General features: G+C 31.7%; 18 protein-coding genes and 4 pseudogenes. 19 read left to right on the forward strand and 3 right to left on the reverse strand.

The window, feature by feature from the left end; genetic code table 11:
• Nucleotides 1-24: 24 nt before the first annotated feature.
• Together IGI97_RS13485 and IGI97_RS13490 are read left to right on the forward strand one after the other, a co-directional pair.
• A complete protein-coding gene (locus IGI97_RS13485) occupies nt 25-1173 on the forward strand; it encodes an AbiH family protein (RefSeq protein WP_438738940.1) in 1149 nt (382 codons plus the stop codon).
• Nucleotides 1174-1207: 34 nt separating this feature from the next.
• Nucleotides 1208-2353, forward strand: coding sequence for a putative phage abortive infection protein (locus IGI97_RS13490; protein WP_438738938.1), 1146 nt, complete (start codon nt 1208-1210; stop codon nt 2351-2353).
• A gap of 277 nt (nt 2354-2630) precedes the next feature.
• Here the strand turns inward: IGI97_RS13490 and IGI97_RS13495 are convergent, their stop codons facing one another.
• The gene (locus tag IGI97_RS13495) at nt 2631-2759 is read right to left on the reverse strand and encodes a hypothetical protein (protein ID WP_033623977.1); all 129 of its coding nucleotides are present in this window, start codon (nt 2757-2759) and stop codon (nt 2631-2633) included.
• Nucleotides 2760-2851: 92 nt separating this feature from the next.
• Here IGI97_RS13495 and IGI97_RS13500 point away from each other — a divergent pair, with 92 nt between their 5' ends.
• From IGI97_RS13500 to IGI97_RS13525, 6 genes and pseudogenes are all read left to right on the forward strand, one after another.
• Nucleotides 2852-3103, forward strand: coding sequence for a hypothetical protein (locus tag IGI97_RS13500; RefSeq protein WP_002358196.1), 252 nt, complete (start codon nt 2852-2854; stop codon nt 3101-3103).
• 115 nt (nt 3104-3218) lie between these two features.
• Nucleotides 3219-4419: pseudogene (locus IGI97_RS13505) on the forward strand (Y-family DNA polymerase).
• A gap of 4 nt (nt 4420-4423) precedes the next feature.
• Nucleotides 4424-4931 (forward strand): annotated as a pseudogene (locus IGI97_RS13510) (hypothetical protein).
• The gene (locus tag IGI97_RS13515) at nt 4906-5106 is read left to right on the forward strand and encodes an excinuclease ABC subunit C (protein ID WP_438738962.1); all 201 of its coding nucleotides are present in this window, start codon (nt 4906-4908) and stop codon (nt 5104-5106) included. The pseudogene IGI97_RS13510 and the gene IGI97_RS13515 overlap by 26 nt, the downstream one beginning before the upstream one ends.
• Nucleotides 5107-5196: 90 nt before the next feature.
• Nucleotides 5197-5268 carry a type I toxin-antitoxin system Fst family toxin gene (locus tag IGI97_RS13520; RefSeq protein ID WP_154080948.1) on the forward strand — a complete coding sequence of 24 codons (72 nt, stop codon included), beginning with the start codon at nt 5197-5199 and terminating at the stop codon, nt 5266-5268.
• Nucleotides 5269-5517: 249 nt separating this feature from the next.
• Nucleotides 5518-5817, forward strand: coding sequence for a hypothetical protein (locus IGI97_RS13525; protein WP_010817802.1), 300 nt, complete (start codon nt 5518-5520; stop codon nt 5815-5817).
• A 579-nt stretch (nt 5818-6396) separates the two neighbouring features.
• Here the strand turns inward: IGI97_RS13525 and IGI97_RS13530 are convergent.
• Nucleotides 6397-6939, reverse strand: a complete 543-nt coding sequence (locus IGI97_RS13530; protein ID WP_016622199.1) for a hypothetical protein — start codon at nt 6937-6939, stop codon at nt 6397-6399.
• Between the two features lie 9 nt (nt 6940-6948).
• Nucleotides 6949-7800, reverse strand: a complete 852-nt coding sequence (locus IGI97_RS13535; protein WP_086318244.1) for a ParA family protein — start codon at nt 7798-7800, stop codon at nt 6949-6951.
• Nucleotides 7801-8460: 660 nt separating this feature from the next.
• Between IGI97_RS13535 and IGI97_RS13540 the strand changes: the two genes are divergently transcribed.
• From IGI97_RS13540 to IGI97_RS13590, 11 genes and pseudogenes are all read left to right on the forward strand, one after another.
• A complete protein-coding gene (locus IGI97_RS13540) occupies nt 8461-9477 on the forward strand; it encodes a replication initiator protein A (RefSeq protein ID WP_438738935.1) in 1017 nt (338 codons plus the stop codon).
• A gap of 352 nt (nt 9478-9829) precedes the next feature.
• Nucleotides 9830-10504 carry a Fic family protein gene (locus tag IGI97_RS13545; protein WP_438738933.1) on the forward strand — a complete coding sequence of 225 codons (675 nt, stop codon included), beginning with the start codon at nt 9830-9832 and terminating at the stop codon, nt 10502-10504.
• Nucleotides 10497-10808: pseudogene (locus IGI97_RS13550) on the forward strand (hypothetical protein). The gene IGI97_RS13545 and the pseudogene IGI97_RS13550 overlap by 8 nt, the downstream one beginning before the upstream one ends.
• Nucleotides 10809-11078: 270 nt before the next feature.
• Nucleotides 11079-11204: a hypothetical protein gene (locus IGI97_RS13555; RefSeq protein WP_271104842.1), complete on the forward strand. Its 126-nt coding sequence runs from the start codon at nt 11079-11081 to the stop codon at nt 11202-11204.
• 26 nt (nt 11205-11230) lie between these two features.
• The gene (locus IGI97_RS13560; protein ID WP_241408344.1) at nt 11231-11368 is read left to right on the forward strand and encodes a hypothetical protein; all 138 of its coding nucleotides are present in this window, start codon (nt 11231-11233) and stop codon (nt 11366-11368) included.
• Between the two features lie 69 nt (nt 11369-11437).
• Nucleotides 11438-11560 carry a hypothetical protein gene (locus IGI97_RS13565; protein WP_271104843.1) on the forward strand — a complete coding sequence of 41 codons (123 nt, stop codon included), beginning with the start codon at nt 11438-11440 and terminating at the stop codon, nt 11558-11560.
• Nucleotides 11560-12866: pseudogene (locus IGI97_RS13570) on the forward strand (type IV secretory system conjugative DNA transfer family protein); the annotation flags it as partial. The gene IGI97_RS13565 and the pseudogene IGI97_RS13570, both read left to right, overlap by 1 nt.
• 128 nt (nt 12867-12994) lie before the next feature.
• Complete coding sequence (locus IGI97_RS13575) at nt 12995-13267, forward strand: LtrD (RefSeq protein ID WP_002362409.1); 273 nt, start codon at nt 12995-12997, stop codon at nt 13265-13267.
• Between the two features lie 245 nt (nt 13268-13512).
• Nucleotides 13513-13869: a plasmid mobilization relaxosome protein MobC gene (gene mobC / locus IGI97_RS13580; RefSeq protein WP_002367696.1), complete on the forward strand. Its 357-nt coding sequence runs from the start codon at nt 13513-13515 to the stop codon at nt 13867-13869.
• Nucleotides 13870-15555: a relaxase/mobilization nuclease domain-containing protein gene (locus IGI97_RS13585; RefSeq protein WP_438738929.1), complete on the forward strand. Its 1686-nt coding sequence runs from the start codon at nt 13870-13872 to the stop codon at nt 15553-15555.
• A 32-nt stretch (nt 15556-15587) separates the two neighbouring features.
• Nucleotides 15588-15938 carry a PcfH protein gene (locus IGI97_RS13590; protein WP_438738927.1) on the forward strand — a complete coding sequence of 117 codons (351 nt, stop codon included), beginning with the start codon at nt 15588-15590 and terminating at the stop codon, nt 15936-15938.
• Nucleotides 15939-16117 lie beyond the last annotated feature (179 nt).

Consider the following 16117-nt stretch of genomic DNA (forward strand, 5'->3'; position numbering starts at 1 on the left):
GCTAAAAAAGGAGTGATGACAAGCATGCAGAGATTATTTATTATTGGGAATGGATTTGACATGGCTCATGGTTTACCAACTAGCTATACAAATAATTTAAAACCTATTTTAAAGAAAATGAATCGTGACTTATTTAAAAAAGTCGACTTATTCTATTTCATTTTAGATAATGGGAAAGAAGATTATTGGTCAAAATTTGAATCTCACATAGGTTTACTAACTGACCAAGAAATGGATAAATTAGTATCCTTGCTAAAAGAACAAGTAAATAAATATTTTGAAAATTTACCTAAAATTAATGATTTTCTTTATTCTGAAACAGACGAAAATTTTTATGACACATATACAGAAAAGCAAAATGCAGTTAACGCTGCAGCAAACACCAACCTACAATTTAAGGCGGAACCTTTTGATAAAATAGATGAGATTAAAAAGTTTATCGATGAAGGCTTTAAAAGAATGATAGAAGAAGCTAATGACAATTTGAAAATAAAAGAGAAAAAAGGAGATATAGAATTTTGTTCAACTGACTATTTTATAAACTTTAATTATACTAAAACATTAGAAAAAGTTTATGAAATAGATAAAAGTAAAATACTATATATTCATGGAAATATGGAAGAAGAACTGTTATGGGGGAATGAAAAAAGAGCTTTGGATAATTTATATTACAAGTTGGAGAATCAATTTTCTTTAATAAATACTATAAACCCCGAGAATCCTTTTAAGTATAACCCAATAGAAATAATTAAAGAACAAGCCTTAAGAGGTAAAATCAGTCATAAAGAAGCTGCTGCAGAAATGGAATTTTATGAAGAACTTTTACACGATCCAAGTAGTAATGACTACTACGAAGCTAGTTCTATTGATAAAAAAAATATAGAAGAAATATCTGAAAATATTAAAGTTTTGAATAAATTGTTAGTAAAGGAACTTTCAATAGATAAGTTAATAGAATGGGTACAGAAAAATAATTTACAAGAATTAGAAATAGAACGAATAACTGTTTATGGACATTCACTGGGTAGTGTTGACCAAGAATACTTTGAAAAGATTGATTCTTTTTTTAAACCTAAGATTTGGGAAGTATCATACTATTCTTCTGATGACATAGTTAAAGTCAATGCACAAAATTTGAGTTTCTATAATAAAGTTGATTTTTTTCAAATTTAAAATAAATATAAAAACGTAAGTGAGGAATCTACAATTGAAACTAATAAAATGGTCTAGTCTATTCATTGTACTAGGATTACTGGTACTAATTTTAATTTTTATAAAAGTTAATCCTTCAGATGGATGGTTAGGATTTTGGGGAGGTATAATAGGATCATTTATGGGAGTGATTGGTGCTATAGTAGTATTGAACAAGCAAATAGCACAAGACAAAGAGAGTTTATCTCTTCAAAAAGAACAATATAGAAAAGAAAAAATAGATAATACCTTTTTTAATTTGTTAGAGATGCATAATGAATTAAAAGATAAGCTTTCTCAAAAGAATTTATTTGATAACTATTATAAGAGACTAAAAGAAGAAGCTCAAAGAAAAATAAAAGAATTAGGTAATAACTGTCTTAAAAATGATTTAACGGTTTTAGATGAATTGTGCTCACTTTACAAAACGTATATAACTATGGTCGAAGAAAAAGCCAAGGATTTATATATAAGTTTAGATGACTTATCAGGTGAAAAAGAAGACTATGAAGGCTATTTAAGAAACAGATTGTCCGAGGAAGTAAACACACATAGCCTTAAGAATATAAAATTATTTAAGGAAGCTAATAAATTATTAGATCAAGTTTATTATATCCAAACATTGAGAAAAGATATTGAAGAAAATAGTAGCAAAGATGACTTGATGTTAAGATATATTCAAGTGTATGAATTTAGTGAATCTATTAAAGATAATAGGGTTTCACATTCAAATGAGCTACTAAGCTTGGTATATAAGTACTATAACCATGGTGACGATTTTTCTTTAATTTGTGTAGATAAAGATAAACAAGAAATAATAAATAACGTATCTGATTACTATTATTCAGATATGGCTGCATATTTTAGGTTAACCCATAGAATTATTAAATATGTAAATGACAATGTTGAAAATAAAGAAGAAGCACTGAACTATTTTGGATTTTTTAGAGCCACTATGGATGAAATAGAACTTCTTGTTCTTTTTTATAATTCATTTTTTAGCAAACGTGGTGTGGGCTTGAAAAAGCAATTATCAGGTACTTCTTTTTTTGGAGAAAACGGAGAACTAGGAGAAAATAATAATTTCATTCAACATTTCTCTAAGGAAAAATTAATATGGGGAAACAATGATTTAGAAATTATGCGTAAAAGTAATGGTTAAGATTTTTTTATTACCATAGCTATCAGATGAATTTAAATAACTGCTTATTTACGAACAGTATAAATAAAACAATGTAATGAAAGAGTAATTTTAAGCTGTTTTCAAAGAGATTATTTGGAAAGAAAAGTATAAAACTTTTTCCATATAATCTATATATATTACAATAAACAAGTAAATGAGTTTGCAGCGGTGATTTAATCTAAAAAAAGTAACATGTACTTAGAATAATTAAAAAGACATCCCTTTTAACAGTAATAAAAGGGATGTCTTTTTTTGCCTAAATTTTGTGATCAATAAGAGGATGTCCATATCCAGCCTCTTGTTTTACTTCAGTAGTTAAAGCAAAAGATGTCCCAATAACACCTATAGCAACTAAAAGCAATGAACCTAGGGCTAATTTTTTCATAAGAAAACTACCTCCTTCCTTTTTTATTATATTTATATTAACATGTAATTATATATATGTTAATATAAGATGAGAAAAAAGGAGGTTTATACATGAAAAAAAATATTCTAGAAGAATATAGAGCTACTAAAAACAAAGGAGAAGATTTTTTACATTGGTTATTGGTTAGAAAATTGAATACCTTTGGAAAAGTAGTTATCGCGATTATATTATGGCTTTTGTGGTTAAAATACGCATTCAATCTAGTATTCATGGTGAACTTTCTAAAAGTAATAGTATTAATTACAATTATTTACTGGCTGGTTGATATCTACTTGCGCGTTAAAAACAAACTAAAAAAATAATGACTGTAGATTTCTGAGCTACTTTAAATCTAAAATAATTCGGAAAACTGAAATTTTGTTGTTGCAAAACAGAACGTTAGTTCGTATGATGTAACTCGAAAGGACGGTTTTTTGCATGAAATTTGATTATTCCAAAGAACCTCGAAGAGATGTTCTATGTGTCGATGTAAAATCCTTTTACGCGAGCGTAGAATGTGTAGAACGTGGCTTAGATCCCCTTAAAACAATGCTTATAGTGATGAGTGGTGCGGATAATGCAGGCGGACTTGTACTTGCTGCTTCGCCACTGGCAAAAAAAGTCCTGGGAATTTCTAATGTGACTCGTAAAGATGAAGACCATTCTGTTTTTAGTGTGGATGAAAGCTTCATTGATATAACTGCTTCTCTGAAGTATTTTAATTGTGATACTGCTTATCGATTGGCCAAAATTATTCAACGTGTCATTTATAACCATATGGGGCTATACGTCACGATTGGCATTGGAGATAACCCATTGTTAGCCAAACTAGCTTTAGATAACGAAGCAAAAAATACACCAGGTTTTGTTGCAGAATGGAGATATGAAGATGTACAAGAAAAAGTTTGGGCTATCTCCCCTATTACAGAGTTTTGTGGCATTGGCAAGCGCATGGCAGCTCGATTAAAATGAGTCTATTTATGATTTAGCACATGCAGATCCGTACATTTTAAAACAACGTTTTGGTGTCATGGGTTTACAGCTGTACGCTCATTCTTGGGGTATTGATCGAAGTTTTTTAGGAGAAAAAAGACAAGTTGCTAAAGAAAAGTCTTTTGGAAATAGTCAAGTATTACCTAGAGATTACGCAAGAAGAGATCAAATTGAATTAGTACTGAAGGAACTTTCAGACCAAGTAGCTACCAGGTTGAGAAATGCCAATTGTCAAACTGAGTGTGTATCAATTTTTATTGGCTATTCTAAAGGACAAGTTGACCAACGGGGCAGGACTGGTTGGCGAAAACAGCTTAAAATCGCTCGTAGCAACAACACAAAAGTGTTAACCGAGCATGTATTGAAGCTTTTTCGAGAAAACTATGTTCCTGGTATGGATATTCGAAATTTAGGAGTCTCCTTTGGAAAGCTGGTTTGGGATACCACACTTCAATTGGATCTCTTCTCACCTCCTGAAGAACAAATTATTAATACCCAATTAGATTTTTTGATCGATAAAATACGTCGAAAATTTGGCTTCAAATCCTTGATTCATGCTTCTTCTCTTTTAGATGGAGCAACAGCTGTGAAACGAGCCGGATTAGTTGGTGGCCACGCTGGTGGCAACACTGGTCTTGGAGGGTAAACAGATGAAAAAAACTAAAAAAGAATTTACACCTTATAATGATTATATAGATCGCCCATTTCAGTTGAAATGGCCAACTGCTTTCCCTTTAGGAGAGTTGCAAGCAGCAATCAAAGAAACAAATGATTATCATTCAAGAGAAATTGAACGATTACCTCAGCAATCTCAAGTTAAAATAGAATACTTATTAGAACGCTCAATTAAACAAAATAAAGTGCTTGAAATCCAGTTGAACTCATTGGATGAATATGATCGTGTAAAACCGCATGTGTTTGGTGTTTTCCGTGGAATGGCTGAATTTGATGTTGTTTTAAATGGGAGATTTTCAAATTGATTTTTATGACATACGCCATATTAAAATTCATAACTTTTTGAAGTGGTCTGCAGTAGATACATTGGAAAATCCTTTTGGAGACGTCGGACTTCCAGAATTATCAGATGAAGAACAAGAATCAATTGATGCTTTTATGAAAGATTATTACGATGATGGAGAATTTTGTGAAGAAATTTAACTACCAGGGTGCAGTGATTAAAGACAACAATAAAATAAGTGGCGTTGCATACGTTCAGTGTACGTGTGGGTGTCTTGCGAGCAGAGTGTCAAGTGATTCAGGTAAGTACAAATGCTCGTTATGTAAACGAGTATACGTACTAAAAAGAGAGCTAAAAGTTGAAGTAAAAAACTGAAGATTTACTACTGTATAGGTATATTCGAATTTATGTTATAATTATTGCGGCAACTTGCCCCGATTGGGGGTGCTGTTTATGTACGAACTTATGTCTTTGGTTATCGCCCCGCTTTTTGTGGGTCTAGTAATCTTACTAGTTGACCATTGGTTAGATGATTAGCAGATAACCATGCAAGTTGTCCTAGCCCACACGTCTATCCGCAAGACGAAAAAAATAGCCCAAACCTGTGACGAGGTTTGGGCTATTGTGCTGTTCATATCGAACTTATGTCTTCCGCATTATTAGTATAACACATTATTAAAGAAGGTCAACAAAAAAGAAGCAGCTACGCCCTTCCCTTATTGTATGTTTTTTAGTACAATATTACTGCAAACGCATTAATAACCTAAGAAAGGAAACTTACCCACCATGCCTAGAAAAACCTTTGTATATCCACACCCTATCAACGCATACATTATCAAGCAACTAGGGATTACTGTAGAAGAATTTTGTGAATTACATGCTTTCTCTCAAGGAACTGTCTCTTCCTGGATTACTCGCAACAAAAAAATTGAAACACTTCCTATTTCATTTATTTATTCTCTTTCTTTGTCGGCCAGCAAGACTATGGATCAGGTATATTCAGACCTTCTAAAACTGCAAGACGATTATTTGCTGCACCTGGAACGTTACAGACGTACTAAAAAAATTATTGATAAAGAAGTTTAGTGTAACATGCGTTAACAATATCTCTATTTTTTTGTTCAATCAAAAACAAGTAACAGTAATCCTTATTTTTAGATTATTACACCTTAGGATTATCTGTACAAACCTATCTATAAATAACAAGTAGGCGAAAAATGCCTGGCTGTTTATCCATTTCAACTTCTACATTTTGTTTCTTTCTATTACTTATATATCAATATTTATTATGTATTACTTACCACTTTTAATACATTTAGTTACTACCTTAAATTGTTTTGTCTAGCACTTTTCCCCTATACTTATAACGTAATTACCGGTTTTATTCTATTTATCTACTACCTTATCAATATTTATTTACTACTTTAATAGCATTTATCTACTACCTTTTATTAAAAATTATTACTTATACATCAGCATTTAATATATATTCCTTCTTATTTATCTACCACTTTTATCCCATTTAGTTACTACCTTAAATATATTTAAACATACGTAAAGAAAGTGTAAAGTTCATAACTTATACTTCTCCTTATAGACTTCAAAAAAATCATTAAGTAATTAAAAAAATACCTACCACTTTAAATAAATATGGTAGGTATTTTTTTATTTTCTTATTTTATCGTTGATTCCCCATTGTTTCTTTATATCAGTAAACGTTTCTTGCTTTATTTCTTCAGACGAACGTATCACATTATTGTCTATATCTACATCAGGAATAATAGGATGGGCTTCTCTAAACAAATCTAATTCCAAGGCAACAGAATTAAGTAAATCATTTTTATCTTCTTGAGAAAGATTTAATCGAATATATTCATTTAAAGCTTTTCGCAATAATTCATCTTTTTTCATATTTGTTTCATACTTTTCAACCATGATGCTTGCTGTAGCATTAGTAAGGGCAGATAATTTAACAGATTGCATTGCAGCGTAAACTTTATCAAATTTTGTTATTGGGGCACCTTTTCTTTTCTTTCGAATAGGTACTTCATGAGTTACAGAGCTTGTTTTCTGGCTTCTAAAGGTACTATTAGTCTTAGGAATATTACTTATAGTTGTTTCTCTTGCCCTCTCCTTTGATCGCTGCTTTATTTTATCTAGTCCTTTATTACTACTACCAAAGATACCTAAGTTTTTAATCTCAGCCATTCTTTACACCTACCCTTCATACCAATGTTCATGTTCTTCTAATTCGTCCAAAATGTTGATAAATAATTCATGGCATTTCTTATCCCATTGCTTTAATTTTCCTTTTTTAGTTAATTCAGTAGTGATACCTGATCCATCATATCTTTTAAGTCGTGCATTTTTTAGCACAACGTTTTTAATTAAGTGCTCTCCATAGATTTCCTGTGCTTGTTGATACATTTCTTTATCTACGGAATCACCGCTTTCTAACATAAATGGAACAACACCAGCAACTTTTAAATTTGTATCAAATTCATTAGTAAAGAAGTCCATATATTCCAAATACTGCATAGCATTACGCATAGATTTGACTTGAGTTTGTAACACAACAATAGCCCAATCAGCTATATACATAGCTGATTTACTATAAATAGAAATTGATGGAGGTACATCCAAATAAATGACATCAAAATCATTAAATAGAGGGGATAATTTTTCTTCCATGTATTTAAACTTATCAATTGAATTAGGAAATCTATCTTTAATCCAATCATCGTATAATTCAAACGACATATCCGCAGGTAATATATACAGATTTTCAATAATCTTATAAATAGCGTCATGTGGATCAACATTTGAAATAAGTACGTCAGTAATTGTATTTGTATATTCGATTAACTCACCTTCCCCCCCGCCCTCATCTTTAGAAAAATTCATATGCGTTAAGTTCATAACATCAGAAGTATTTCCTTGCATATCTAAATCAATGATTAATGTTTTTAATTCTTTGAATTTTGCTGACTCAAATCCAAACATTTGAGCACAAGTACTTTTACCGACGCCACCTTTAAAGTTACCAATTACATATTTTTTTGCTACCATACATGCAACTTCCTCTCTAAGTACAATTTTATAAATATTATAACATACCACCTAAAATATAACTAGTTTAAATACCACCAGAAGTATTTAAGGTAGTAATTAATTTCAATTATATAATAATTACTGTGGTAATCAATTTATTTAAAGGTGGTAATTAATTATTTTATCTCTATATTTAAAGTGGTAGGCAATTGTTTTTGATCTATAAAAAGGTGGTAACTAATTATAATTATGGTAGTAGGCAAATCACATATCTTTATATTTAAAGTGGTAATTAAATAAATTTAAAGTGGTAACTAATTCATTTAATAACTATCGTTATTACCAATAATTATACATTTACATACAAAAATAAGTAGTAATTAAATAAATTTAAAGTGGTAACTAATTGTTTATTAAAAGTAGTAGGTAATTCACTTTACAGTAGAATACAACTATACATTCAAGTAGTAACTAAATAAATTATTTTTATATTAATGGTGGTGTGTAAATACTTATTTTATCAAATTGAGGTGGTAACTAAATAGTTTCTAACAAGAATTAAAGTGGTAACTAATTTAAATAGCTATTATTATTGCTTGCCAACGCCTTTAGTCTTTGCTATTTTTAAATTGCTTACTATGTGATTAAAGTATATCTAATAAAGGAGTATCTAAAATAATGACGAATATTAAAGAACGGGGGTATAGTTATCAAAACAGCTACTCGGAGCTATTTTGGAAATTCCCACAGTTTCTGTTGAAAAATGAAAAATACAAATCTATGAAAGATAGTTCTAAGATTGCTTATATGCTTTTTAAAGACAAAATTTCTCTTGCTCTCACAAATAACTGGATTGACGAAGATGGAATGATTTATTTGATTTTTCAACAAAAGGATCTCATGGAAATGCTGAATTGCTATCAAGGAAAAGTTAAATCTACCCTAGACGAATTAGAAAAGTATGGCTTATTGGAAGTTGTCAGAGGCGGTTTTGATGCGAAAGCTGGAAAAAACATAGCAAACAAATATTATCTCTTACAGCCAGAGTTAAAAAAAGAAGATTTATACCTGTCGGCAAACATAAACACTGAAGCCCTTGATAATAGTGGATATGCTGAAATCGCACGCCGTGAAAAAAACGCTGAAGCCCTTGATAATAGTGGATATGCTGAAATCGCACGCCGTGAAAAAAACACTGAACCCCTTGATAATAGTGGATATGCTGAAATCGCACAAGTAAAAGATAATATCTATATAAATAATTCTTTAGATACAATAGACACAAAAGATACGAAAAAAGAACGATTGCAACAACAATTATTGCTCGAACAGTTTGCAGAAGTTCAAGAGAACACTTTCCTAAGCAAAGATAGCTTAAAATTTATTGCTGCCTTCTCTAATACTATTCAAGAAGCCCATGAAATGGTTGGAACAATTATTCGTGCTAAAACTAAAGTAGAAAAAGAATACAATATCGTTCTAATTGGTGAAGATTATCAAGAAGAAATAGACAAATGTTTGCGACGAGTGATGCACAAAATCAAAACTGATTCCACGGTAAAAAGTCCAAAAGGCCTATTCTACAAGTCGTTTTACAATTTATTTGTTGAATGTGCATTAGTAAAAGAAAATATAAAAAATAAATATATTTCAAAAAATTCTGCAATTACTTTGCATAATTGGGTTGAAAACTAAGCAATTAATTCATTTTTCTGAATAGATTTCATACTGTATTTTGTCTAGAAATTGAATTAGTAAAAAACAACACTTTATTTTTTTGTTTTGTCATTTCTTATGAAGAAAAAGAAATCACTGAATTAAAAGAGCAATCAGGATGAAACTGCCTACAAAGAAACACAAAAAAATTATGGAACAAAAAATTCAGTAAAAAAAAGATGAGTTAGCTACATTTACCGAGGAAATTGCAACTAAAAAAGAAGGTTTTTCTCAGATAGTAAAAAATACTCTTCTAGCTAAGAAACAAGGATTACCGCTTTTACTGTCAAAATAGTGTACTATAAATGAAAAATAGGGAGGGTGTGAGAGAATGAATACAAAAAAATTAGCGGAATTAATATATTCCGTGGCACAATACGATGGGTACAACACGTCTATTCTGCAAACACAAAAAAACCTTTATACAAATAAGGATGAGTGGCAATTTACCAATGAAACAGATCGTTATATATTTGAAGACTTGGTTAAAGCGATTCATTATGCTAGTTTACAAAATAAACTAACGGTTGATGTATTCAAAGGAATTAATGCACAAATGGACTCTCACAAAGAAGGACAGCCTGGAAATCCCGGTAAATTGAGGGGAAAGGTCAATATACATGTTGGCGATTATGTACCACCTATAACAGTTACAGAAAAAATGGTTCAACGAGAACTGGAGGAAGTAACAGAAAATAGTGTAGAAGACGGCTGGTCATTGTACGCTCGTTTGGCAAAACTACAAGCGTTTGATAATGGAAATAAGCGAACTGCCTTAATCTCGGCCAACTTGTTTATTGAATCTTTAACAGGAGAATCTTTTACTTATTTGACAATTCCAACTGATTTTCGAAGAACACAATTTGATGCTAATTTGACGTACTATTACATGGCGGATGACTTCGATGATCACATGCCAGGCGTCCAATATTCGTTAAATGAATTTGTGCGTTTTGCCAAAGAATACACAGAAACACAGCGAAAAATAAAGGAAAGACATGATTAATAATATGACACTAATCGTCCGGTTAACAAGAAACCCTGATCTACCTTACACACAAAGTGGAACAGTAGTTGGACGTTTGATCGTAATTTCACGAATCAACAAGGACAACGCGTATATGTGATAGAAATTGTTGTACAAAAATTTTAATTTTTTGGAATAAAAAGAAGTAAACGATCAACGTAGAAGTAGTAAGCCAGACCAAGAAACTTTTGACAAACAAGCAACTGAGAAACCTGACCCTTTCAATCCTTTTTATAAAGATGTAAGTCTGAGAGGTATATCAGATGACGACCTTCCTTTTTGAGATAGCTATCAAAAAAAGATACACTTTTTGTAAGGAGAATTTGAATGAAAATTGTAATACAGTGGTATTTTTGGCTAGCTATAGTTTTCACCGTGATGCTATATCAAGAAATTATTTTACTTAGCGAACTAACTACAACAAGATGGCTAATTATTATTTTTACAGCGATTAATATTCCCTTACGGTTGTTTATGGCCTATCAAAAAAGTAGAGAATTAAAAAGACTAGCAAATTTTGCTAGTCTTTTTTTTGTAAAGGAGGAGAATTTTGGTGGAACAAAGAGAAATTGTACACCATTATTATGTTTTAGGTACTAGTACTTTAGATAAAGTATTAAGAGTGCTGCTTAATTTATCCAGTGATGGTGTATTGTCGCTAAAAGACAATTTTCTTTAAAAGGGTAAAATAATTTGTATAAGCTAATGAACCATGAGGGTCCACTGACTTCGGCGCAACTTTATGAAAAAGTGAATTTAAATAAGTTAAAAGAACAGTTGAAAGACCAAGGGCTTCCTTTTGCGTCTAAAGAAACCAAAGAAGGGACTAACTTCTATTTTTGAGTAAAAGATACGAAACTTGCAAAGAAAGCCTTAAAACGCGTATTAACAGATATTAAGAAGACCCCACAAATGATTTTGAGTAAGCCAAATACCATGACTTTTAATGAACGGTTAGCCTACGCTGCAGCCAATAAAAAATATGTGGGGAAAATCGATCAAACAAAAACAATCATAAAAGGAAGAAAACTGTAATGCAGACGTACAAAAAAGAACTGAAACCGTATTTCTACCTTGGTATTTTTCTATTTGTGATTGGCTTTGGAATAGGAAATTTCTTTTGGCTGTTTGTTACCAGGGACAGACTATTTTTCAAAAACGAATTATCTCTTTACAAAAGACATTCTGACGTATATCGAACAAACTTTTTTTCGTTTTTTTATAACACCAAGTCTATTAGGATTTAGTATAGGAATACTTGGTTTTCTTTTAGGAATATTAATGTATGTGCGAGATAATAATCGTGGAACCTACCGTCATGGAGAAGAATATGGTTCGGCTTGTTTTACTACGCCTGCTGAAATGAAAAAATATGAAGATCCAATTCCTGAAAACAATATTATTGTTAGTAAGCATGTAAAAATTTCTCTTTTTAAAAAAACGTTTACCTATCAAGCTACAAAAAAATAAGAATATCGCTATTCTAGGTAACTCTGGAGCGGCTAAAACGTTAGCTTTTATCAAAACCAATCTTATGCAACGACATGCAAGTTTTATTACCATTGATCCAGATGGTGGGATTTTACCAGAAATTGGTCTGTTACTAAAAAAGGGCAAATATAAAATCAAGGTATTGGATTTAAACACATTGTCAAACAGTGTTGCGTTTAGTGTCTTTATCTATATGGATTCAGAACTTGGCGTTGACCGTGCTTTAGAAGCAATTACTGAAGTTACCAAAGAGGTATAAAAAACTACAAGGTACGATTTTTGGATAAAAGCCGAGGGCTTATTGGTTCGATCTCTTATTGCGTATTTATGGTTTGATGGGCGTAGAAAAGACTATCCCCTACATTTATGCATGGTAGCGGATATGTTATGCCACCTTAAATGAAACCATTCCTGACAACTACGATTACCGACAATGGACCTTGTTTAACAATTTGTATGAGAGTGAACTGAGAGACAGCGTGCTAGGGATAGCTGTAGCACGTTATTCTGTTTTTGACCATAAAGAAAAAGAAGTGGTAAATATGATTCGTACAGATACGATGGAAATTGACTTTTGGAATGAAGAAAAAAAGCGGTATTTATTGCGATACCTGAAACCAATACGTCGTTTAATTTTATTCCAGTGTTGATGTTTGCGATAGTCGGGGAAGTGTTGCGAAATAAATCAGACCAAGTACGTTTAGGAAAACGAATATTAGAAGAAGGAAAAGAACTTCTACATGTCCTCTTCTTAATTGACGAATTTGACAATATTGTCCGAATCCCTCACTTTGAGAAAATATTAATCACGTTTCGTAAGCGAGAAAAGTCGTCTACTATTGTTTTACAAAAAAACTAAAGTGGAAAATTCACAAGCTAACGAGCAAAAAAGGCAACAAATGAACCAAAAATTTCTGCTCAAATAGCAAATCCCACTCGATTTTAAAAACAAATAATAAGAGAAAAGGAGAAAACAAAATGGACCAATTAACGGACGAAAGTAAATTTATTCTGACACAATTTTTCTTGGCAGACCCGCTTAGTGAACAACCAAGAGTCCACCAGAAAAAGAAAGAAAAATCAAAAGGAACGGTGCTAAAAGAACTGGATACGTTGATTCATGATTTTAAAGAAAAAGAATTAGAAATTGATTTATTTCCTTACGAAGAAGCAGCCACTTATTTACGAAAGTTGAAAGGAAATGACGCGTATTTGGTCTTTCTGGATGAGTTATTAGCCCCTTATCAATAAGAAAGAAAAAATAAAGGTCAAAAATGGTAAGTCGAAACGTCAATAAATGTCAAAGTGCAGCGATGGGGATTGGGGGAACCCCAAAAATTTGAACGACTCCTACCAGTATTTTTGGTAGGGGTCATTCAAAATATCGCAACATGGTACCATGTTGCTCTGCTCGCAAAAAGAAAGCCTACCCTTGGGTGTAACCAATTGTCAAACTAAGGAGACTACTTATTATGTAAAAGAAAGAAGAAACAATTATGGAGAATAAACAAAAGCTAAAACGACCTATTCAAAGAAAAATACGTTTTTCAAAAGAAGAAAATGAATTAATCAATCGAAAAATTGAAGAAAGTTTCTTTCCAAACTTTCAAAATTTTGCCTTGCACCTTTTGATTCAAGGAGAGATTCGCCATGTTGACTATTCCGAACTCAACAGACTAACTACCGAAATTCATAAAATTGGCATTAATATTAATCAAATGGCCCGTCTGGCCAATCAGTTTCATGAAATTTCGTCTGAAGATATTAAAGATTTGACCGATAAAGTACAGAGTTTAAATGCGCTGGTTCAGAGCGAATTAAACAAATTAATAAAGAGAAAGGAACAATCGTAAATGGTGTATACAAAACATTTTGTTATTCATACATTTGATAAATTAAACAATGCTTGCTCATATATTGAGAATGCAGAAAAAACTGAAGTCACGAATGATAATCCGTCTGAACACTTAGAACATTTATTTCAATATATTGTGAATGACGATAAGACATACATGAAAAAATTAGTTTCTGGTCATGGCATTGTGGATCCAACAAGTCCTTATGAAGAATTTAAATTAACAAAATTACAAGCAGCAATTCAACGAAAAATCGGGTACACATTCGATCCAAAATCAGAACGATTGCTTCCGCCAACGTTAACAGAATTAGAAAAAGGCAACGCCGTTTTAGCACACCATTTAATCCAATCCTTTTCTCCAGAAGATGATTTAACGCCAGAAAAAATACATGAAATAGGGTACAACACGGTGATGGAATTGACAGGTGGAGAGTATGAATTTGTGATCGCCACACATGTCGACAAAGAACATTTACACAATCATATTATTTTTAGTTCAACCAACTTAAAAACAGGTAAAGCCTTTCGCTGGCAAAAAGGAACCAAAAGAGTCTTTGAACAAATTTCGGATAAGATTGCAGCGAAGGAAGGCGCAAAAATTATTGAAAAATCACCGAAGCAAACTCATACAAAATATACAAAATGGCAAACAGAGTCCATTTATAAACAAAAAATAAAAAGTCGTTTAGACTTTTTATTAGAACAAAGTTCTTCAATTAATGACTTCCTAGAAAAAGCAGAAGCTTTGAATTTATCGGCAGACTTTTCTAATAAGTGGACGACCTATCGATTGCTTGACGAACCACAAATAAAAAATACTCGTAGTCGAAGCTTGTCAAAAAGTGACCCCACTAGATATAATTATGAAAAGATTATTGAACGATTGAAAGAAAATAAAAACGTTCTAACAGTGGAAGAATGTGTCAAAAGATACGAAGAAAAAAATGAACAAGAAAAAAATAATTTTGACTATCAATTTACAATAGAACCATGGCAACTGTCTCACAAAACAGAAAGAGGATATTATATAAATATCGATTATGGCTATGGCAATTCTGGAAAGCTCTTTGTAGGAGGGTATAAGGTTGATCCATTAGACAACGGTAATTACAATATCTATATTAAAAGAAATGAGTATTTTTATTTTATGAGCGACAAGGATGCTACTAAAAGTAAATACTTAACAGGGGCTTCGTTGATTAAACAATTACGACTGTATAATGGACAAACACCACTGAAAAGAGAACCTGTGATGCAAACCATTGATGAATTAGTTAGTGCCATTAACTTTTTAGCGGCGAATGAAATCGAGGACACAAGACAACTAAAATTATTAGAAGAAAAATTAGAAGTTGCTTTTCTTGAAGCAGAAAAAACTTTAGAGACTCTTGACGAGAAGATGTTAGAGCTGCACCAATTAAGTAACCTCTTATTAGAAAATGAACTGCAGGGAGATCCAGAGTTAATTCAGAAAAAATTGAAAACATTGTTACCGGACGCAACACTTGCGGAATTTTCTTATGAAGATGTTCGAGGGGAAATAGAAGCAATTAAAACCAGTCAATCTCTGTTAGAGAATAAATTGGAACGAACGCGAAATGAAATCAATCAACTTCATGAAATTCAAGCTGTACAAAAAAAAGAAACCGCAAACCAAAATAATGTCAAACCAAAATTATAAAAACAATTGTTAAGGAATGAAAGAAGAGTTTTATGCTTATTTTGAAACGAGGATTGTCTGTAGTGTTATTTTTACCCTGTTTTATTCTACGTCTTCTTTTCCGTTACATTGGACTGTTAACGATTCTTACTAGTGGTTTTACTACCACTTTAATGCTAATCGTTGCTCGAATTTTAGCTTTTATTTTTTTAGTTTACCCGATTGTAATTTTAACAACTGAAGAACTTAGAATCGAATGGGCAAGTTGGGTTGGTTGGCTTTTATTTGGATTACTTGTTCTGCTTTTTCATTATCTAGCTGCCTTGAATGAAGAATTAGGAGGCTGGTTTTTAGATTTTTCTGATTGGTTAAGCAAGGTTCCTAGCAAACTGTGGGCTGAATAATTGCTCCTATGCTAAAACACCTTAACTTAAAAAAGCCAAGGCGTTTTATGGTATAATATACGAGATAGTAAAGGTTTATGACGGTGGCTAATCTCTGAAAAAGGGGTGATTGCCTATGTTGATTTTTGGCTATACTCCTAGAAAGGACTAGCTTTGACTATTTTTGAAGCGTTAATGTT

The sequence above is a fragment of the Enterococcus sp. DIV2419 genome, assembly GCF_051711865.1.
In the GTDB taxonomy this organism is placed as follows: Bacteria; Bacillota; Bacilli; order Lactobacillales; family Enterococcaceae; genus Enterococcus; species Enterococcus faecalis.